Origin of the sequence: Blastococcus mobilis, assembly GCF_900188025.1 — a bacterium.
Taxonomy (GTDB): domain Bacteria; phylum Actinomycetota; class Actinomycetes; order Mycobacteriales; family Geodermatophilaceae; genus Blastococcus_B; species Blastococcus_B mobilis.
The window spans coordinates 1-17,436 of record NZ_FZNO01000046.1 but is presented as its reverse complement, the minus strand read 5'-3'; the positions used below and the strand labels follow the sequence as shown (position 1 = coordinate 17,436).

Genomic DNA, 17,436 nt, shown 5'->3' with positions numbered 1-17,436 from the left:
ACGCCGGATGAGCTCGCGGACCTCGCCGTCCACGACATCCAGAGCGGTCGGCACAGCACCCCCGTCGAGCCCGGTCGATCAGTCGACAAATCGCCGGACTGTAAAAGAACGGACGGGCTGGACCGTGCAATCTGTGGACAGCCGCGCCCGCGTGACGGCGAGGTCCACCCGCTCGGGTGAACGCTTCCCGAGGAGCGGCGCAGGAGGCGGTCGGATCCGCGGCCTCACGACGTGCCGCGTGGCATCCGGATCACACCGACTGGCTGGCGAAGACCACGACGTTGTCCACGTAGCTGCCGGCCGAGCTGTCGAAAGGGCCGCCGCAGGTGATCAGCCGGAGCTCGGGACCGTCGGTGTTGCCGTAGACCTCGAGGGTCGGGAAGTCGTCCTTGGGGACCACGCGGACCTTGTCCACGAGGAAGGGAGCGACGCTCCCGTCCTCGCGGGTGACCTCGATCCGGTCGCCGGTGACGAGCCTGCCCAGGTCGTAGAAGACCGAGGGGCCGTTCGCGGCGCTGTCGACGTGGCCCTCGATGACCGCCGGCCCGGGGTCGCCGGGGCGCGGTGAGCCGTCGAACCAGGCGGCCTTGTCGTAGTCCGGTCCCGGCTGCGGCACCGCCAGGGTCCCGTCCGTGTTGAGGCCCAGGGTGATGAGCTCCGACTGCACGTCGATCGCCGGGATGCGCACGGAGACCGGTAGCGCCACGGGCACCGGAGGGACGGAGGTCGGTGGCGTCGGCGCGGAAGCGTCGGGGGCCGGAACGCCACTGGAGCTGGAAGGGGGCGCGGAGTCGGCGCGGGCGCTCGTGGACGCGGGTGCGGCCGACTCCGAGGGGGTGGGCGGATCGGCGTCCTGACCGGCGACCCCGACCGCCACCGCGGTCCCGCCACCCAGGAGCAGCAGGACCGCGACGACGAGCAGGACCGTGCGGCCGGGACGCCAGACCCGGGAGATGCTCCCAGGCCCGGCGTCGCCGGTCATCAGTTGTCGGTAGCGAAGCGACGGCGCGCGAACAGCGCGACACCGCCGGCGGCCGCGACGGCACCGACGCCGGCCCCGATCAGGCCGACGTTCTCAGTGCCCGTCGTGGATCCGGCACCGGTCTCGACGCCACCGGCAGGCATGGTGCCCATCTGGGAGGCGTTGAGCACCCCGCACAGCGCCGGGTCGGTGGCCTCACCGGGCAGGGTCGCGTCAAGGTCGGACACGCCGCGATCCCCGGGGCTGAAGGTGCCGTCACCGTCGTAGTCGACGCCGTGGATGACGACGACGGACTCGCCGGACAGGATGTCCTCGGCCAGCTCCTCGGTCACCTGGACGTCCCCGCGGGAGTACTCGAACTCCGAGCCCACGGCGAACCGGTCGACGGCCAGGCCGGAGTCCGGGGAGGTGTCACCGGTCTTCGTGAGCGAGACGACGATCTCGCCGTAGGCGGGGGCGCCCTCGGTGGTCGTGAAGTGGTCGTGCTCGTTCGTCTCACCGGACAGCGGCGCCGCGTTGTTGTCGGCCACCGTGGGGCACTCGTTGCGGGCAGTCTCGCCGAAGTGGATGTGCGCCGCGTGCGGAACGCCGTCCAGGAGGCCCTGCGCCGCGAGGGTGAAGGACAGCGTGGTGCCGGAGATCTCGACCATGGCCTGACCACTGCCGTCCACCGGGTTGACGGGGACGGGAGCGAGGCCGGCCTGGACCGAACCCTCTGCGGCTGCGGCGGGACCGGCGAAGGCCAGCAGGGCGGCGAAGCCCAGGACGGGCGCAGCAACGGCGGTGCGCGTGATCGTTCTCCAGGTGTTCCCCTGTCTGGTCACCCCCCGCGGGGCCGCATGGTGTGGGCACCGTCGAGGTCGTACACGTGCCGCGAACTGGCGTCGGCCGTCACTCGTGGGATCGCCATGACCGGGCAGCTGGTCATGGCCTTGCGCAATCCGAATGGCGAGCGCCGGAGCAGCTCTGCCCCATGTGTTCGGGCCCGGGCCGGTCATTGGATTGGTTTTGGCGCACTTCGCCGTCCACGGGGCTTCGTCGATCCCCCCGTCACGTGCCTCAGCGCGACCCGCGGTCTCCCCGATCGTGCGGCACGTGCTCCGGCCGGACGTAGTCGCCCAGCGCATGGACGCGCCAGCCACCGAGGCGTGGCCTGCGCACCAACGTGGCGATGAGGATGTCCCCCACCAGGACGGTGTCCGAGGGAGCGCGGTGCGTCTCCCCCGTGTCGCGCAGGTACCTCACGTAGACGACGTCAGGGTCGTCGACCGATGGGGTCGCCCGGTGAGCCATGCCGTAGCCGGGCAGGAGTGCGGCGGCCCGACGGAAGTCGCCCCACCCCGGCCAGCTCTCCGGCGTGACGACGATGCTCAGGATGTCCCGGTCGGGGCCGTCCGGCTCGGTGACCGCCGTCCAGAAGACGGCTCCCACCGTCACCGGGTTGTCCGGTCCGGGAGGGCCCGCCGCGACGAGCGCGTCGACCTCGGACGTGGGTTCGTGCTCCGGCGGCAGGTCGTCGGGTGGCAGCCGGGCCATGCGCCAAGCATGCGCCGGTCGCGCCTCTCCGGACCCGTTGCCGCGTCCCGGCCGGGCTGGACGCGGTGGAGGAGGACGTCGGCTCTCCTCCACCGCGTCCGGCGGATCAGCGGCTGCCGCCCCCGACCATGGGGTCGTCCCCGGTACCGGTCACGCCCTTCTCGACGCCCTCCGTGGAGGACGAGGCGGAGTAGCCCTCCGGCGCGGACTCCTCGAGGAGAACGTCGTCCCTGACCTCGTCCGCCGGGGGCTGCGGGACGACGGCGACCTCCTGGGGCTGCGTCGTCGGCTGCGTCTGCTCTTCCTGACCACTCTTCGAGGCGGCTGCGGCGGCAGCGCCCGCGGCGGCCACACCGGCGACCGCGGCGGCGGCCCCGGCGACGACGGTCTTGGCCGACACCCCCGCCTTGCCGCTGTCGCCCTGGGCGCCGAAGGCGTCGTCCACCCCGGGTGTACCGACATCGAGGTTCTCGTTCACCGAGCCCCGCCACGCACCGCTGGCGTAGCCCTGGTCCTCGATGAGGTTCTTGAACTTCTGCAAGTCCGACGTGACCTGCCGCTCCACGATGCCGAGCTTGTCGCCGACCTGCTCGACGACGCCCTCGGGCTCGTACTCCAGCTCCAGGTACACGATCGTCGAGTTGGCGCCGGCCGGCTCGAAGCGGACCGCCCCCGCGTTGGTCGCGCCGCCCGTGGCGGCCCAGGCGATCTTCCGGTCAGGGACCTGCTCGAGGATCGCCGCCTCCCACTCGCGTCGCACACCGGCGATCTCGGCGACCCAGTGCAGCCGCTGGTCGTCGAGCTGACGAACTTCCTTGACCCCGCCCATGAAGTGCGGGAAGTCCTCGAACTGGGTCCACTGGTTGTAGGCCGTGGTCACCGGTACGTCGACCTGGATCGACTTCTCGACCTTGGTGGTCATCGCTCATCTCCCTCGACTCAAGACACCCGTTGAACAGCGCGTTTCCCGCGCTACCCCGGCTCGTGAGATGTGATGCGCCCCACGAGGAAGTACCTCGGACCCGTGATCCGTCGCATCCTCGACAGCCTGCTCTCCATCGCCCCTCGGCACCGCGACACGGCACCGCACGTGACCAGGACGGTCACCGGGGACTCCACACCTCGCCCCCGGCCCACAGATGATCGGTCCGGCGGGCTCCCCGGGTCAGCCCTCGACCGGGCCGCAGGCGATGCGCCCGCCGGAGTCGCCGGTAGCCCGCGTCATCTGGTCGGGCCCCTCGGGCGCGTAACGCTCCGGAATGTTCGCGAAGTTGTCCGGGCCCGCGTGCACCATGACGGCGCTGCCGTCGTCGTCGGTGAGGTCGGCCAGGGTGAACGCGTCGGTGACGGTCCTGAGCTTCCCGGCACCTGACTGGCCGATGTACAGGCTGGGGAGGTCACCGGCATGGTGGGGGTGATCGGCCTCCGCGGCACCGAGGTGTCCCCCGGCCGAGAGGAAGTCCCCCGTCATCGACGGATCGGTGGGGCTCACGCTGTCGGGCTCACAGAGGCCGACGGCGTGGACGTGGAAACCGTGGAAGCCCGGCGGGAGGCCGGCCACCTTGACGGACACCCGCGTACCCCGTCCGGTCTCGGAGAGGGTCACCGTCCCGACCTCCGCACCCTCGGCGTCGACCAGGCGTGCGGTGAGGCCTCGCGCGTCGGCCGGAGTCGACCCGGAACCGGCCTCGGCCACGTCCTGGCCGGCGGGTTCGGCCCGTTCCGCCTCAACGCTGGCGCAGCCGGCCGCGACGAGGGTGATCGCGCACGCTGAGAGGAACGAGGTGGCGGCTCGACGTCGCATCGGGACCTCCTGACGGTCAGCCGGCGTCCCCGTCGCCGCCTGGCCTGGCCGAAGTCGCGGGTCCGGCCTCGAGCGGCCGGGCGCTCCTGCCGGAGACGCGGCCTGAGCGTCTCGCAACGGGCGCGGGGAGGGAACCCGATTCCCTGTGTCGCCCGGTCCGGCGTCTCGTCAGGGTGGGCCTCGGTGATGCTCAGCGGCGGGAACGGACCAGTCGGGTCGTCTTCCCGCAGAGATCGGCTCGTCAGCCGTCGACGTAGCGGTCGCGCTCGACGACGAACTGGCCGGTGGCGGTGTTGGCCTCGATGAACTGCGGCAGCAGCGGGATCCGCACGGTCACGGTCACGCAGACGGAGAACTCCTCCCCCGGCGTCAGCGTCGGGGAGTAGCCGCCGGCCGCCGCGCAGTCGGCGCCCGGCGGCGCGTAGGCCACGCGCAGGTCGGTGACGTCGACCGACTGGTCCTCCACCGCCAGCGCGGCCGCCCGCAGCGCCCGCTCCTGCCCGGTGACCGGATCCGGCGACGTGGCGATCGCCCGGCCGGCCTCCCGCGCGGCCGCGGTCGAGGCGAACACCCCGCGCTGCACCGCCGAGAACCCGGCCACGATGTAGATCAGCGGCACGAACACGACCAGCGCGATGAACACGAACTCGACGAGCGCCGAGCCGCGCTCCTCACTCAGGCGCCGCAGCCGGCTCACGCCGCCTCCTTCACCGCGCGGCCGGTGACCTCCAGCGGCAGCAGGTCGCCCAGCGCGGCCAGCAGCGAGGGCACCGCGCCGGTGCAGCGCACCACCACCAGCGTGAGCCCCGTGGCGTCGATCTCCTCGGCCGACGTGCACACCAGCCCCTGGGCCGTGCGGGCCGACGTCGCCCGCGCGACCACCTCCACCGCCCGCGCCGCACCGGCGGCGGAGTCGACGTCGGCGTTGGCCGCGTAGCGGGCGCCGGCCTGCGCGCTCGCGGTCACCACGTTGCGCACGTGCACGTAGACCGCGACCTGCAGGACGGCCAGCAGCAGGGTCACGATCAGCATCGAGACCATGACGAAGTCGACGACGGCGCTGCCCCGCTCGCCGGCGTCCCGATCCGTGAGCTGCTGGACCGGCCTCGCTGCAGGGCCCCGCCACGAGCTTGCGAGTGGTGGGGGGCAGTGGGGTCCTTCGTCAGCCACCGCTCGTGACGGAGGTGAGGGCGTTGGTCACCGCATCGACGATCGCCGCGCGGAACGGGATGAGGATGGCCAGCACCAGGGCCGCCGTCATCACCGTGATCATCACCCAGCCCGGAACATCGCCCCGTTCCGGATCCTCGCCGCGCACCCGCGCCGCGAAGGCCGCCAGTCCGGCGGTCAGGTCGAACCCGCGCATCGACAGTCCTTTCCTCGTGCCCCGCCGGCTCACTGCGCCAACGAGACGATGCTGATCAGCCCCGGGAACAGGGCGAAGAGAACGGTGACCGGAAGCACCAGGAAGACGACCGGCACAACCGTTGCCAGATATCGCTTGTGCGACTCGGGATCTTGGCCTGGGTGTCTGCGGCGCTACGGCGACAGCACGGCGGTGAGCACCACGGCCACGTTGGCGCCGGAGACTGTCAGCTGGACCAGCTGTCCCTGAAGGCGGCTTACGGGACACTCCCGTCGGGCTGGACGGCGATGTCCTTGCCCGCGCCAGCGCCGGTCGTCCTCCTGATGGGCGACCCACGGCCCGCAAGGACTGATGCGACATGGGCCTCGGTGTGTAGACATTAGCCATGACGCTGTGGTGGCTTGCCTGGGCAAGCGGAATCCTGCTGCTGGTCGCGAGCGCAGTAGCCGCGACCCGGGCCTACGGTGATCGCCAGGTGCCTCGTCTCGGTTTCTTCTCTAAGCCTCCTCAACGTTTGCCATTGTGGTACTGGATCTTCCTCTTGGCGGGCATCTTCTTGGTTAGCCTGGCCTCCGCCGAACGGATGGCGTACTTCGCACTCGCAATCGCGATCGCCTTGGTCGGGCAATCCCTGGTGATCTGGCGGCACAACCTCCGCGTGCAAGCGAGAGTCATGCGCCGCACCGACCCTCGGGGATAGACAAAAGGTCCATCGGTCGGCTGGCACCCCGCCATGAGGCCGCGAGGGTTCCCTACCCAGCGGGTGTCCCATAGTGGGCCGTTCAGGGACACACCCGGTGACGGCCGGGCCGGACAACGTCAGCTAGTGGGGGTTTTTCTCCCGGATGCACCGCCCTGTCAGTAGGAGCTAGCGTCCGCTGCGCCCGTAACCCTGCGGTCCCCCGTGCCGATAACTGTCGATCAACATCACTGGGACCTCGAGATGCCGCCCGTCCACCAACTCGACAGTGCCGCCAAGCTCGCCCCCGAGGTCGTACTTGTAGCGCAAGACCTGCTCAAGCGAGATGCGCTCATGACCAAGGACGGAACGCTCGTCAACGCCGTCTGTGGCGGCGTCATCGAGGGTGAAGCCGTCCACGCGCAACAAATGAAAGACGGGCTCGGTAATCCAGAAGGCTTCGACGATCATGGCCGGGAAGCCGCCACGAGCCGCGTCGGGGAGCACGCGAGAGAAGGCGTCCTCCGGGACAGGGACGAGAAGCATCTCCCCCATCCCGGTGCCCTTCATGGGAATCCACCGGTCGGCTGGGGGCCAGGGGCCCTCCTCGGTCGTCATGGCCCGAGACCCTAGCGACAGGTGCTGTTGGCTCACTGGTCGGCGGGCGGCGAGACTCCCCAGAAGTACGCCGGCCCGTCGACCTGCGTGGATGAACCGCTCAGCCAGCCGACCAGGAGCCCCTACCGCCCAGTCCCTTGCGACGACACGCCCCCGACCCCCACCGTCGGACACATGACACCGCAGGCACGAGAGCTCATCGCAGCCGTCGAGCAGTTGCAGGCCGGACGGGCCTGGCTTGGGTCGCTGCTCGCCGAGGTCGCCGACACCGCCGCCGACGCCGGCCCCGACATGGGCGCCGTCGTCGCCCTACCCGCCGACCTACTCGCCGAGATCCGGGCCGCCCTGGCGGCCTCGCCGTAAGACTGGACCCGCGCCCCGAACGGTGCCGGACTACTCGTCCCCTTCTCGACCCGCGGCCCGGAAGCGGTCGAGTAGCTCGGGTGTCAGGGACGTGGGCTGCCAAAACTTCTCCGAGGCCGATGCGCCCTGCGCCTCACGGTAGGACTGGGGGTAGGTCTCGCCCCACCGCCAGCTGGCGAGGCCGTGTCGCTCGAGGTCGGCCAGCAGATGGCCAGCCATCACGTAGCTGACCCCTGCGGCCTCGGCGAGAGTTAGCTGTTGCGGTGTCGTGCCGTAGGGCTGCTGGTCCCGCGGGAGCATCAGTTGCCGGAGTATTCGCAGATGAGGAGCCTCCACGCCGGCCAGGATGGCGACCCAGAGCCGCTCCTCGTCCACCCTGGCCTCATCGTCGGCCAAGGCTCCACTGGCGAGGGCGCGGCCGAGTGCGCGGACGCGCTCGCTGAATGTTGAGCGGGCTGCTGCGGTTAGGGCCTCGCTCAGGAAGACCAGCCGAGCGGGGTCGGCGGCCAGCCGGTCAAGCAGATTGTCGATTCGGAGGCCGGAGGCTTCAGCGGCCTCGTCAAGGGCGTTGTCCACGTTGCGCGCCTGCTGCGCCTGCCATCGCGATACCGCGGCCTCCGCTGCGGGTACGAGACCGGAGGCAACTAGCCCTGCAACGGGGTCGGCGTTGCTTGCCGCTGCTGCTGCTACCGCGGCGCCAATGCGGAGGGCGAGCCCCGTCTTTTCCGTGGAATCCACCCGAGTGATGCTTCCATGCGCGGCGCGCGAGCCCCGTCTGGCTCGACCAGTCCGACGAGGGGGTGCCCAGGGGCCTTGCCTTCGCAGCCAACACCGGCCGATAGCAGCGTCGGCTGTGCCGTCGCCTAACTTGCTGCAAATCCCGGCTGAGCGGCGAACCAGCCGTAAGCGAGAACGGTCGACTCGATCACCTCGCGGCCCGCCACCTCGTTCTCATACCAGTTGAGGCGCTCCCTCATCCCTGACCTGTCCCCTGCTCTCTCGCCGAGCGAACGCCAGTACCAACCACCAACGCCGAAGGGGCTGGTTCCGAATGGCTGCGTCCCGAATCCCAACGATTCGCGGGGCTCAACCAACTCGTGAGTGAGCCGGCCGCGAACCGCCATCAGCGCCGCCGCAGTCCGACCTGCCGGGTCAAGGGCCACAGCCAGGTTCTGCTTGGAGAGATCTCTCGTTCCGAGGACGTGGGCCCATGCTTCCCAGAGGTGGTACATCGCGTCGAGAACTAGCACCGATGCATCAGCGACGTCTGTTTCGGACTGCTGGTCGGCCACCCGAAGCCGCTCCATCGCGGAATCCAGTCGGCGCCAACGGGGCACCAGGACGTCGCGCGACAAGGTCATGACTGGACCATACGGCCCCGCTTCGGCCCCTAACCGCCCAACGCGGCGCAGCCCCCGGGCCGTCCTGCGGGCCCGGGGGCTTGCCAGTGCCGGATGGGTGGCGGCGGCGCAGGCCGCGCGTCGTGATGAGCGGCGCAACCTTGGCCAGGAGGAAGCGTTGACGCCGCCGCCCGGCACCCCGGCCGGGACCGATGACCGGCCGGGAGCGTGTGAGCGGTCGGTCAGGCGGCGGCGATGCGCCGGGCCGCGTAGGCGGCGCGCACGTGCTGGAGAACGCCGACCTCGGCACGCAGGGTCGTCGTATTCCGGCTGAACCCGGTAAACGGATCGAGATCGACCCGTAGAGCGCCGATGTAGAGCGGGCCCAACTGACGCGTGTCGAGGATCATCGGGTCGGTCGCCCCGGCGACCTCGACCACCCGCAACCCCCAGACCGGCGACGCCGAGCCGGTGTCCCTCACGGGGAAGATCAGGCCGCCGGCCGCGTCCTCGGACAAGTCCAGGCTCGCGGCGTCGTCGCCGTCCACGACCAGCAGGTTCGGTGACGCGCCAGCCCCCCGCATCGCCGCCACCCCCTGCCGGATCTGCGCGACCAGACCGGTGCCGGTGTTCCCGAACGGCGGCGAGGCGGCGAGGATCTGCGCGAGCACGTGCGCATCGAGGGCCCGGTCGATCTGGAAGCGGGCCTCCTGATCGAAAAAGTCCAACCAGAGGCGTTCGCCCTCGAGCAGCACATTCGGGATCTCGCGGACGAGGATGGCGGCCTGCTTGAGCGGCTCGGTGACCGCGGTGACCGTGACGTCGAGGCTGGCCTTCTCGGTAACCGCGGCGACGGACGACCGCTCGACCGACCCGGTGACCGTCCGGCTGCCCGACTGCCGGAAATCGTCCACAGCGGTGGTGCCGGGCTCGACCGGGCGGCGGTCCATGTTGGGCCAGAGCAGCCGCGCGTCCCGGCCGAGTGGGGCCACGCTGGTCGGGGCCACGGCGGAGATGTCGTCGGCGGCCGGGATGGTCGGGGCCTTCCGGCCGACCAGGGCGTCGAAGCCGTCGATGGTCACGGACGGATTGCGCTTGAGGTGCAGCCCGGCGCGGAGCAGCTTGGCGCCCAGGCCGTCGGTTCGGCCAGCACCGGCGGCGCCGCCAGAGGCGGAAGCGTGGCGCATGGCGTCGATCTCGTCGGCCAAGGCGGCGTCGGCCTTCGCCTCCGAGGCGGCGGTCAGGACGCGCTGGATGTGGGCCTTCTCGTCGGCGGTCAGCTTGCGGCCGGCGCGGAGGGCCTCGGTGACGGTGCGGTCGGCGGCGTCCAGTTCGTCCGCGATGGCGTAGGGCAGGTTTCGTCCCATGACAGGGTTCCTTCGGAAAGTCGAGGCAGGCATGAGGGAGAGGGGCCGCGGTGGCGCGGCCTGCTGCACCCGCTCGACTTGCCGTCTGCCTGCCCTGCACCCCGCTCACGGCCTCGCCCGGGGGCTTGCCGTCTGGCGGAGAGGGGTCTGGTCCCGGCCTCGTCTTCGGTCTGCTGCTCCAGCGTACGACGGGGGGCCGACAAGATCGCGCAATCAGCCCGACTGCTGCCGCTCGCGCAACACCGTGGTTCCCCACGCATTCGCGGCGGCCATGCGGTCGAAAGCGGTGCGCACGATGCCGTCCACGGCGGCGGCCACCCGGTCCTCGTCGGCCAGGTGGTGCACGTAGTCGGCGGCCAGCAGCAGCGCCTCCCGCAGTTCGCGGCTTGCGGCGGTCAACTCGTCCCGCGCCACGTCCAGGTCGTCACCGATCACGTCGTCGCTCATCACTCGCCCTGCCTCTCGTCGTCGGCGTTGGTCACCACTGCCCCCACCTCCGCGACAGGTGGCCGTGCTCGTCCCGGACCGCCGCCCCCGGCCTGCCAGGCACCCCAGGAGCCCCGCCAGCGCCCCGCGCAGCGTTCCCGCGCCGGGCGCCCTCCGCCCGATTGCAGGAGGCATGAGCGGGCCCCAGATAGCCCAGGCGGTCGTCCCGATGGTCAAGGTCCCAGGAGCTGTCCGGCTCGATCGGAAGCTGGCAGCGGACGCACAGCGCCTTCCCGGCCTCCACCACCCGGCGCCACTTCCCGCGCAGGCGACGATGCGCCCACCCGTACTCATCCGTCCCCTGCTTCGGCATCGCGGCCGCAGCTCCCTTCGTGTTCGGGCCGTTCTGAACGGTCAACGGCGTCTGACCTGGGAATTTGTCCGGTCACGGCTTCCGGGCGTATGGCGGAGAGAGAGGTCAGACCGGCCGGCATGGAGGTTCAGACCAAGATCGCCAGATCGCATGCCCCCTACCCTCAGTGGTTGTCCGCTTCCGTTGTGTGGCGGTGGTCATGGGGCGGACCAGTCGCGTCGGTTGCCGGTGTCGGGTGGCGTGCGGCGTCGTGGTCGGCGGTCGTGTCCGCCGGCGGCGACGGCGGCGCACTGCTGGCATCGGCCGTCGCGTCGCGGTCGGTGTGGAAGTTCGGCGAGGCATTCGGGGCAGTACCAGCGGCGTGTGCCGTGGGTGGCGCTGTGGTCGGAGTTGTCCGGGTGTGTCATGGCACTGCCTCCCCGGCGGCGCGCAGGGTGTCGGCGGCGAGGTCTGGCACGGCCCGCACCTCGGTGCGCGGGTGGCGGCGGCGGAACAGGTCCGGGCCGACCAGGGCGTCGGCGGGCCAGTAGACGACGCGGCCCACCGTGGCCGCCCCGCCGCGCACGGTCGAGGCTGGGTCGCGGCCGAGCGGGTCGACCGGTCCGCGCAGGAGCGGGCCGGTGAGGATGACCTGCCCGATCACCACGTCGGGCTGCCGTGTCTCGCCCCACTCCGCGACGAAGGGCAGCAGGTCCGGCAGGTTGCAGCCGTAGACGCCGCAGAGGCAGCCGGGCACGGGGCCGAGCTTGTGGGGGGTGGGCCGCCGGTGCGGAAGTTGGTAGCACACGCCGGGGCCCGGCCCCCGTCCCACCGGAGGTGTTCCGGGGGATGTCCGGGACGGTGAGTCGGGAACGGGGACGCCAGCCACCGGGGGTCCAGGAGGCTGATCCTCCACATGCGCCAGAGGGTGACCCGGGTGCCGGTGGTGGGGCGGGGCCGCCGGGAGTTGCTCACCTGCTGTCCCCCGCCGGGGTGGGTGTCCCCCGGACCCACTGCCTGAGTTCGGCGACCTGCGAGCCGGTGGCGTCGCCGAGGGCCAGGAAGGACCCGTCCGGCATGCAGACGGTGCAGTCGTAGATGGCCTCGGTCTCGGTGGGCCCGGCGACGCGGAGCCGGTTCAGCAGCTCCAAGGCGCCGGCCGGGTCCACCACCTGGCGCTCACGCGGGGGCGGAGGTGTGCGTCGAGACACGGTGGTTCCTTTCGGTTGAGGGGGTGGGGGCCCCAGGGGGGTGATGCGGCCCCCTCGGCTACGCGGGCGCCCCTGGGAGGGCTTATGCGTGCGAGGTGCCGGGGGGTTCCGTCCCAACGGCAGGGCCGACCTGAGCGGGTTCGTCGTCCGCCCGGCCGCCGGGCACCAGTCGCAGCGCCGGGCGTCCCTGCGGATGGACGTCCACGGCTGCTGGCTGGCGCCGCAGGGTGTCGAGCACGGTGGCGAGAGTGTCGGCGTCCTTGGCGTGGATGGTCAGCGTGACCACGGTGTTCTCCTCGTCTGGTTCGTTCTGGTGGTTCGTGGGTGTCCCATAGGTCTGCCTCTGCGCCTGGGATGTCCCATAGGTCAGTCCTCGGGGGGTGTATGGGACACCCGCATGGGCGGCGAGGGTGTCGGCCGCGGGTAGGTGGAACACGTTGGCCCGCCTTCGGCTTGGGTCGCGGGAGGCCGAGCCCCGGCGGTGCAGGACCAGCAGCCCCTTGACCCGCAGTGACGCGAGGCCGCTCTTGGTGGCCCGTTCGCTGAGCCCGGAGCGCTCCTGTAGTCGGCGCCAAGGGAGGGCGGGCCGGATGGTCCCGTGCTGCTCGGCGAGGTCGCAGGCGGCGGCGAGGACGGCGCGTTCGGTGTCGGTGATCTTCGTGTCGGCGTCGGCGCAGAAGTCGCGGACGGCGGCGATGTAGTCGGCGCGGTCCTGGGCGGTCATGGTGGGCCGTTCGGCGATGCGCTTCTCGGCCGTGGACCACGTCTCGAGCAGAAGCATGTTGAGGTCGTGGTCGCTGCGGTCTTGTCGGCCACCCCTGCGCCTGGCTTGCTGGCCGAGGCGGCTGATGGATTCGCGGACGAGGGTGATCCACTCGTCGAACTGCTGCCCGCACTGCGCGGCGCTCATGGCGCTGCGGACGAGGGCGCGGTGGACCTGCCGGTCGTGTTCGTCGGCGTCGCATCCGTCGACGCCGACGCCGTCGCGGATGAGGTCCAGGTAGAGGCGCCCGAGGCTGCTTCGGCGCCCCGTCATGGCGCCCCCCACAGCACCACACGGCGACCTCGGGCCTCCGGCCGCCGTGACCGGACCCATCCCCGTTCCACGATCCGCCCCTGCCGGGCGAGCCGGGCGAACAGGCCGCCGAACGCGGCGCCGGTCGCCGAGGGCTTGTCCGGGAACCGCTCGTGGAGGTCGTCGCTGCTGACCTGGTGACCGCTGTCGACGAGGGCCATGACGGTGGCCTCAGCTTCGGCCCACCACCACGCTGGGGCGTCGGCATCGGATGGTCCGCTCGTGGCAGGGTGGGGGCCAAGTCCGCAGACGTACTCCGACGGCACGATGATCGTGGTGGGGCGTGCGAAGGCCGGGCGCTCCACGACGACGTCGAACAGGGCCGGGTCCTGTCGGTGGGCGGCCCTATCGTCGGTGACGCCGATGCGCTCCCTCCCGGACGCTTGGTCGGTTGGTCGCCGGGCCCGGCCCTCCCCAGGTGGGCCCGGCGGCTCCCCCCGCCTCACGCCGCGGCCTTCTCACTTCGCGGGGCGCGGCGAAACAGTAGGGCAACGCGGTCGGCCTGCTCCGCGGTGAGCGGCGGCGCGGTAGCCACCACCTCGGCGATGTAGGCGTCTAGCTCGGCGCGGTCGCCGGGGGTGGGCTCGACGAGGGCGTCGGCCGGCCGTTTGGCCGGGGCGGCGCTCACTGGGCACCCGCCGGGTTGCCGAGGACGAGCGCGGCGATTCGCTGCCGCTCATCCTGGGGCGGGTCTGACTCCAGCCAGCGCTGAACGCGGCGGGTGACGATGTTCAGGCGATGCTGGCGCTGGGCGAGGGCGAGCGAAGGCGGGACTTCGCCGGGGCGTGGCCTGGGCACAGGAAGGACACCTCGTGGAGAGGGGCCACGGGTAGGCGCGTCTTGTGGGTGCGCGGTGGGTGTGCGCCTTCCGTGGGGTGCCGGGCGTCAATGCGGCGGGACGACGGGTGTCTCTGTGTGTTAGACCCATAGTGCAACGGCTGGATGACGATTCCCACCAAAACCCCCGCACTGCGGACAGCAGCGGCCCCCGGCCTCCGGCGGTTGGAAGAGCGAGTCAGGACCCGGCAGCAGCGCCCTTCCAGCCGATGCGAACCTGCTTAGGGGAGAATCGGGCGCCCCGGTGGACAGGCTCGATCGTCACCGTCATCAACGTGTCGACAGCCAGCTTCCGTGCGCGCACGTCCATGTCGACCCACACGGCGGCCGGGTCGTCGGCGCCGACGAGGGCGGCGGCCGGGGAGTCGCCGAGCGCGGCCGTGATCCGGCCTTCCACCTCGCCGAGACGGCGGGTCAACTTCCCGGCCTGCTCGGTGACGGACTCCCTCGACAGCAGCCCGTCGGCGAGCAGCCCCGCCAGAGTGTCGCGGCGATCTCGCAGTTCTATGGCCTCGGCGCGTAGGGCGTCCAGGTCGGCGGCCGGGGCGAGCAACCCGGCGGCGTCCGGTCGCGCCATGCGGGCGAGGAGCACACCCTCGACCACCTCGTCGACAAGGTCCCGGCGGCGAGTCAGATAGCACGCCCGGCACCTGTAGACGCCGTAGTGCGTCCGCCGTCCCCCGGCCGTCATGAGGGCGTTCGTGGCGAACATGACCGCTCCGCACCGGCCGCACCGGGCCAACCCCGACAGCAGGTATTTGGCCTCGGTACCGGACTGCTGCCGCCGCTTCACGTCCCGCAGCACCTCAACCAGACGAGACTGCGTGTGGCCGTCCAGAATTGCCGGCCAGGTGCCATCGGCGTCCATCTCCAGGCCGTTGTAGGTGACCCTGCCGCCGTACCTGGGGTTCAGCAGGGTCCGCCGCATTGTCGTGGTGTTCCACGGCAGGAATGGGCCGTGCATCGTGCGCCCATCGTCGTCCCGGCGCGGGTTGCCGTCATCGTCGCGGAGCACCCGCCGGCCGGTGGTCGGCAGGCCCTTGGTGTCGTTAAGCATCCGGGCGGCGGCAGCCAGGGAGGCCCGCTCCGTGACGGGGCGCTCGGACCCGGGGACGATCCGGCCCTCGTCGTCCACGTCGCAGCCGAGGACCATCCCGGCGGCGGCCCGCAGCCCTTCGGCCTCCGCCTCCACGACGACGATCTTCCCGTCGTCGTCCACGTCGTATCCGAAGGGGCGACGGGTCCAGCCCATGCGCCCGGCCTCGGCGCGTTGCCGGTTCGCCGCCCGCTGACGGGTGCCCTTGCGCTCGACCTCGCCTCGCGCCACCGACGCGAGGATGCGGGCCAACATGCGGCCGGTGTCGGTGCCGAGGTCCAGGTCGCCGGTGACGGTTGCGAGCCGAATGCCGACGGACTCGCAGGCGGTGATGATCTGCTCCAGATCGACCAGGCGCCGGGTGAGGCGGTCGACGTGCCAGACGACGACCGCCTCGACCTGGCCGGCGAGCATGAGATTGAGGAGGCGCTCGTACTGGGGGCGCGGCTTGCCGGTGCTGGCCGACAGGTCGTTGTCGGTCAGGACGTGCTCGACAGCCCAGCCGCGAGCCTCGGCCAGTCGGCGGCAGTCCGCGATCTGTCGCTCGACCGCGGCGCCCTCCCCCGACCGGTCGAGGGACTGCCTGGCGTAGATAGCGCACCGTGTCGCCATGGCATCACAGTAGCCCCGTCAGACGACGGCGACCATCATGGCGATCTCCTTCCGGCCGCCGGCCTCGAGCAGCCGGCGCTTCCCCGCCTCCCGGACGTCCGCGGCTTGGGCGCGGAGCACCTCGGCCAGCGGCGTCCCGCGCTCGATGGCGACCAGGAGGCCGTCGATGAACCGGGACAGCGGATCCAGGGAGGTGCGGTCGGCGACCGCCTGGAGCGCGTCGACCAGCGGCACCCCCGACCGCGCCCGGCCCAGCGCCGCGCCGAGCTCGCGGGCCAGCTCTCCGCCGGAGAGCCGGGTGACCCGGGCGATCGCCGCGGTCGGGCTCTCCCCCGCCGTGACCGCCAGGGCCAGCAGCTCCGCGACGACGGGGAACTCGGCCAGCAGCAGCTCCTCGCGACGCTGCACCTGCTGGGTCAGCCACCAGTCCCGGCCGAGCACACCGCCGAGCAGGCCGGCCAGGCAGAGCAGCCCGGCCGACAGCACGTTCAGCCCGCCGGCGGCGACCGAGCCCACGGCCGCCACCACGGCCGCACCGAGCAGGCCGAGACCGCCCCACACCACCTGCTCCACCCGGAAGTCCTCGACGGTGCTGTCGGTGGCGAGCGCGTCGAGCCGCCGGCGGACGGCGGCCCGCCCGCCCAGCATCCGGTCGACCAGCCGCGCACCGTCGCCGATCGCGGGACCGAAGACGCGGCGGACGGCCGTGAGCAGGCCGGGCTCGGTCGCGGTGCCCAGCAGCCGCGACGGCGGCGGGGTGTCGTGCACGTAGGGCGCGAGTCGATCGACCAGCCGCACCGACCGGAAAGGCGGCGCGTAGCTGACCACCAGCACCAGCCCGACCGCCGCCAGCAGGCCGAGCAGCATCCCCGTCACGCCGGCGGTCATTGCAGGACCCGCACGTCCTGGGGCAGCCGCCCGATCCGCAGCATCAGCCGGTAGGCCACCGCGCAGACCGCTCCACCGATCAGCAGGATCCCGGTGCCCAGGGGCGAGTCGTAGGCGGCCAGGGTGGTCGACTGCGTCGCCAGCAGGAGCAGCACCACCCACGGCGCGGCCACCGCCAGCCGCGCCGCCGAGACCACCCAGCCCTGCCGCGTCTCCAGCTCGGCCCGGGCGCGGGCGTCCTCGCGGAGGAACGTCGCCAGCGTCCGCAGCACGCGGCCCAGATCGGTGCCACCCACCTCGCGTGCCACCCGCAGGGTCTCCACGATGCGGTCCCCGACCGGGTCGGCGAGGTCGACCTTCAGCCGGTCCAGGCACGCGCCGAACCGGCCACTGGACCGGTACTCGGCGGCGAAGCGGGCGAACGGCGGCCGCAGCACCTCCGGTCCCCGCGTCGACAGCGTCGACAGGGCCTCGGGCAGCGACATGCCCGCGCGCACGGCGGACGCCAGGTTGTCCACGACCTCCGGCCACACCTCGCGCAGGTCGGCCTTCCGGCGGGCGGCCAGCCGGCGCACCTGGGCGTACGGCAGCGCGAAACCGAACAGCCCGAAGACCAGGCTGACCGTCACCGTGCTCGTGGTGAGCAGGACGACGACCAGCACGAGCAGACCCAGACCCACCTGCAGGGCCAGCAGCTGCGCGGCGTTGATGCCGGTCAGCCCGGCCTCGGCCAGGAGCAGTTGCCGTCGTCCCGGGCGGCGCGGCGTCGTCCGGGGCTCCGGTGCCCGCGGGCCGCTGCGCCAGATCAGCAGCAGCCCGACACCCAGCAGCAGCCCGAGCAGTGCTCCGGATCCGCTCACGAACGGTCTCCGAGCAGGGCGGGC

Annotated in this window: 23 protein-coding genes; 2 read left to right on the top strand and 21 right to left on the bottom strand. The window is 71.9% G+C overall.

Going from position 1 to position 17,436, the window contains the following annotated elements:
- Window positions 1–250 precede the first annotated feature (250 nt).
- From CHB94_RS23425 to CHB94_RS23390, 8 genes are all read right to left on the bottom strand, one after another.
- Entirely contained in the window at window positions 251–982 is a 732-nt protein-coding gene (locus CHB94_RS23425) for a class F sortase (RefSeq protein WP_089338959.1), read from the bottom strand.
- Window positions 982–1,806, bottom strand: a complete 825-nt coding sequence (locus tag CHB94_RS23420) for a CHRD domain-containing protein (RefSeq protein WP_089338958.1) — start codon at window positions 1,804–1,806, stop codon at window positions 982–984. Before CHB94_RS23420 ends, CHB94_RS23425 begins: the two co-directional genes overlap by 1 nt.
- A 235-nt stretch (window positions 1,807–2,041) precedes the next feature.
- A complete protein-coding gene (locus CHB94_RS23415; RefSeq protein ID WP_089338957.1) occupies window positions 2,042–2,518 on the bottom strand; it encodes a hypothetical protein in 477 nt (158 codons plus the stop codon).
- Between the two features lie 106 nt (window positions 2,519–2,624).
- On the bottom strand, window positions 2,625–3,440 hold the full coding sequence (locus CHB94_RS23410; RefSeq protein ID WP_089338956.1) for an SRPBCC family protein: 816 nt from the start codon (window positions 3,438–3,440) through the stop codon (window positions 2,625–2,627).
- A gap of 243 nt (window positions 3,441–3,683) precedes the next feature.
- On the bottom strand, window positions 3,684–4,322 hold the full coding sequence (locus tag CHB94_RS23405) for a superoxide dismutase family protein (protein WP_089338955.1): 639 nt from the start codon (window positions 4,320–4,322) through the stop codon (window positions 3,684–3,686).
- Window positions 4,323–4,563: 241 nt separating this feature from the next.
- On the bottom strand, window positions 4,564–5,019 hold the full coding sequence (locus CHB94_RS23400) for a TadE/TadG family type IV pilus assembly protein (protein WP_089338954.1): 456 nt from the start codon (window positions 5,017–5,019) through the stop codon (window positions 4,564–4,566).
- On the bottom strand, window positions 5,016–5,492 hold the full coding sequence (locus tag CHB94_RS23395) for a TadE/TadG family type IV pilus assembly protein (RefSeq protein WP_089338953.1): 477 nt from the start codon (window positions 5,490–5,492) through the stop codon (window positions 5,016–5,018). Before CHB94_RS23395 ends, CHB94_RS23400 begins: the two co-directional genes overlap by 4 nt.
- The gene (locus CHB94_RS23390) at window positions 5,485–5,688 is read right to left on the bottom strand and encodes a hypothetical protein (RefSeq protein WP_089338952.1); all 204 of its coding nucleotides are present in this window, start codon (window positions 5,686–5,688) and stop codon (window positions 5,485–5,487) included. Before CHB94_RS23390 ends, CHB94_RS23395 begins: the two co-directional genes overlap by 8 nt.
- Window positions 5,689–6,073: 385 nt before the next feature.
- Here CHB94_RS23390 and CHB94_RS24765 point away from each other — a divergent pair, with 385 nt between their 5' ends.
- Window positions 6,074–6,388, top strand: coding sequence for a hypothetical protein (locus CHB94_RS24765; RefSeq protein ID WP_141137630.1), 315 nt, complete (start codon window positions 6,074–6,076; stop codon window positions 6,386–6,388).
- 168 nt (window positions 6,389–6,556) lie between these two features.
- Here the strand turns inward: CHB94_RS24765 and CHB94_RS23380 are convergent, their stop codons facing one another.
- Window positions 6,557–6,985 carry a hypothetical protein gene (locus tag CHB94_RS23380; protein WP_141137629.1) on the bottom strand — a complete coding sequence of 143 codons (429 nt, stop codon included), beginning with the start codon at window positions 6,983–6,985 and terminating at the stop codon, window positions 6,557–6,559.
- A 174-nt stretch (window positions 6,986–7,159) separates the two neighbouring features.
- Between CHB94_RS23380 and CHB94_RS23375 the strand changes: the two genes are divergently transcribed.
- Entirely contained in the window at window positions 7,160–7,348 is a 189-nt protein-coding gene (locus tag CHB94_RS23375; protein WP_089338949.1) for a hypothetical protein, read from the top strand.
- Between the two features lie 30 nt (window positions 7,349–7,378).
- Here the strand turns inward: CHB94_RS23375 and CHB94_RS23370 are convergent, their stop codons facing one another.
- The 12 genes from CHB94_RS23370 to CHB94_RS23310 form a co-directional block, all read right to left on the bottom strand.
- A complete protein-coding gene (locus CHB94_RS23370; protein ID WP_141137628.1) occupies window positions 7,379–8,086 on the bottom strand; it encodes a hypothetical protein in 708 nt (235 codons plus the stop codon).
- A gap of 125 nt (window positions 8,087–8,211) precedes the next feature.
- On the bottom strand, window positions 8,212–8,709 hold the full coding sequence (locus CHB94_RS23365) for a hypothetical protein (RefSeq protein WP_089338947.1): 498 nt from the start codon (window positions 8,707–8,709) through the stop codon (window positions 8,212–8,214).
- Window positions 8,710–8,930: 221 nt separating this feature from the next.
- On the bottom strand, window positions 8,931–10,055 hold the full coding sequence (locus CHB94_RS23360; protein ID WP_089338946.1) for a hypothetical protein: 1,125 nt from the start codon (window positions 10,053–10,055) through the stop codon (window positions 8,931–8,933).
- Between the two features lie 213 nt (window positions 10,056–10,268).
- Window positions 10,269–10,502 carry a hypothetical protein gene (locus tag CHB94_RS23355; RefSeq protein ID WP_141137627.1) on the bottom strand — a complete coding sequence of 78 codons (234 nt, stop codon included), beginning with the start codon at window positions 10,500–10,502 and terminating at the stop codon, window positions 10,269–10,271.
- A gap of 755 nt (window positions 10,503–11,257) precedes the next feature.
- Window positions 11,258–11,590 carry a hypothetical protein gene (locus tag CHB94_RS23345; protein ID WP_141137626.1) on the bottom strand — a complete coding sequence of 111 codons (333 nt, stop codon included), beginning with the start codon at window positions 11,588–11,590 and terminating at the stop codon, window positions 11,258–11,260.
- A gap of 214 nt (window positions 11,591–11,804) precedes the next feature.
- Window positions 11,805–12,044 carry a hypothetical protein gene (locus tag CHB94_RS23340; protein WP_141137625.1) on the bottom strand — a complete coding sequence of 80 codons (240 nt, stop codon included), beginning with the start codon at window positions 12,042–12,044 and terminating at the stop codon, window positions 11,805–11,807.
- An 82-nt stretch (window positions 12,045–12,126) separates the two neighbouring features.
- Window positions 12,127–13,080 (bottom strand): helix-turn-helix domain-containing protein, encoded by a 954-nt coding sequence (locus CHB94_RS23335; protein ID WP_141137624.1) that lies wholly within the window; start codon window positions 13,078–13,080, stop codon window positions 12,127–12,129.
- Complete coding sequence (locus CHB94_RS24760) at window positions 13,077–13,280, bottom strand: hypothetical protein (protein WP_141137623.1); 204 nt, start codon at window positions 13,278–13,280, stop codon at window positions 13,077–13,079. The genes CHB94_RS23335 and CHB94_RS24760 overlap by 4 nt, the downstream gene beginning before the upstream one ends.
- Window positions 13,281–13,561: 281 nt before the next feature.
- Complete coding sequence (locus CHB94_RS23325) at window positions 13,562–13,747, bottom strand: hypothetical protein (RefSeq protein ID WP_089338940.1); 186 nt, start codon at window positions 13,745–13,747, stop codon at window positions 13,562–13,564.
- Between the two features lie 387 nt (window positions 13,748–14,134).
- Window positions 14,135–15,664 carry a recombinase family protein gene (locus CHB94_RS23320; protein WP_089338939.1) on the bottom strand — a complete coding sequence of 510 codons (1,530 nt, stop codon included), beginning with the start codon at window positions 15,662–15,664 and terminating at the stop codon, window positions 14,135–14,137.
- An 18-nt stretch (window positions 15,665–15,682) separates the two neighbouring features.
- Entirely contained in the window at window positions 15,683–16,552 is an 870-nt protein-coding gene (locus CHB94_RS23315) for a type II secretion system F family protein (protein WP_089338938.1), read from the bottom strand.
- The gene (locus CHB94_RS23310) at window positions 16,549–17,412 is read right to left on the bottom strand and encodes a type II secretion system F family protein (RefSeq protein WP_089338937.1); all 864 of its coding nucleotides are present in this window, start codon (window positions 17,410–17,412) and stop codon (window positions 16,549–16,551) included. The genes CHB94_RS23315 and CHB94_RS23310 overlap by 4 nt, the downstream gene beginning before the upstream one ends.
- Window positions 17,413–17,436 lie beyond the last annotated feature (24 nt).

Coding starts and splice junctions, on each gene's coding strand:
- CHB94_RS23355 (WP_141137627.1), bottom strand. CDS start 10,502: ATGAGCGACGACGTGATCGGTGACGACCTGGACGTGGCGCGGGACGAG.
- CHB94_RS23405 (WP_089338955.1), bottom strand. CDS start 4,322: ATGCGACGTCGAGCCGCCACCTCGTTCCTCTCAGCGTGCGCGATCACC.
- CHB94_RS23315 (WP_089338938.1), bottom strand. CDS start 16,552: ATGACCGCCGGCGTGACGGGGATGCTGCTCGGCCTGCTGGCGGCGGTC.
- CHB94_RS23415 (WP_089338957.1), bottom strand. CDS start 2,518: ATGGCCCGGCTGCCACCCGACGACCTGCCGCCGGAGCACGAACCCACG.
- CHB94_RS23365 (WP_089338947.1), bottom strand. CDS start 8,709: ATGACCTTGTCGCGCGACGTCCTGGTGCCCCGTTGGCGCCGACTGGAT.
- CHB94_RS24760 (WP_141137623.1), bottom strand. CDS start 13,280: ATGGCCCTCGTCGACAGCGGTCACCAGGTCAGCAGCGACGACCTCCAC.
- CHB94_RS23390 (WP_089338952.1), bottom strand. CDS start 5,688: ATGCGCGGGTTCGACCTGACCGCCGGACTGGCGGCCTTCGCGGCGCGG.
- CHB94_RS23360 (WP_089338946.1), bottom strand. CDS start 10,055: ATGGGACGAAACCTGCCCTACGCCATCGCGGACGAACTGGACGCCGCC.
- CHB94_RS23380 (WP_141137629.1), bottom strand. CDS start 6,985: ATGACGACCGAGGAGGGCCCCTGGCCCCCAGCCGACCGGTGGATTCCC.
- CHB94_RS23410 (WP_089338956.1), bottom strand. CDS start 3,440: ATGACCACCAAGGTCGAGAAGTCGATCCAGGTCGACGTACCGGTGACC.
- CHB94_RS24765 (WP_141137630.1), top strand. CDS start 6,074: ATGACGCTGTGGTGGCTTGCCTGGGCAAGCGGAATCCTGCTGCTGGTC.
- CHB94_RS23335 (WP_141137624.1), bottom strand. CDS start 13,080: ATGACGGGGCGCCGAAGCAGCCTCGGGCGCCTCTACCTGGACCTCATC.
- CHB94_RS23425 (WP_089338959.1), bottom strand. CDS start 982: ATGACCGGCGACGCCGGGCCTGGGAGCATCTCCCGGGTCTGGCGTCCC.
- CHB94_RS23375 (WP_089338949.1), top strand. CDS start 7,160: ATGACACCGCAGGCACGAGAGCTCATCGCAGCCGTCGAGCAGTTGCAG.
- CHB94_RS23320 (WP_089338939.1), bottom strand. CDS start 15,664: ATGGCGACACGGTGCGCTATCTACGCCAGGCAGTCCCTCGACCGGTCG.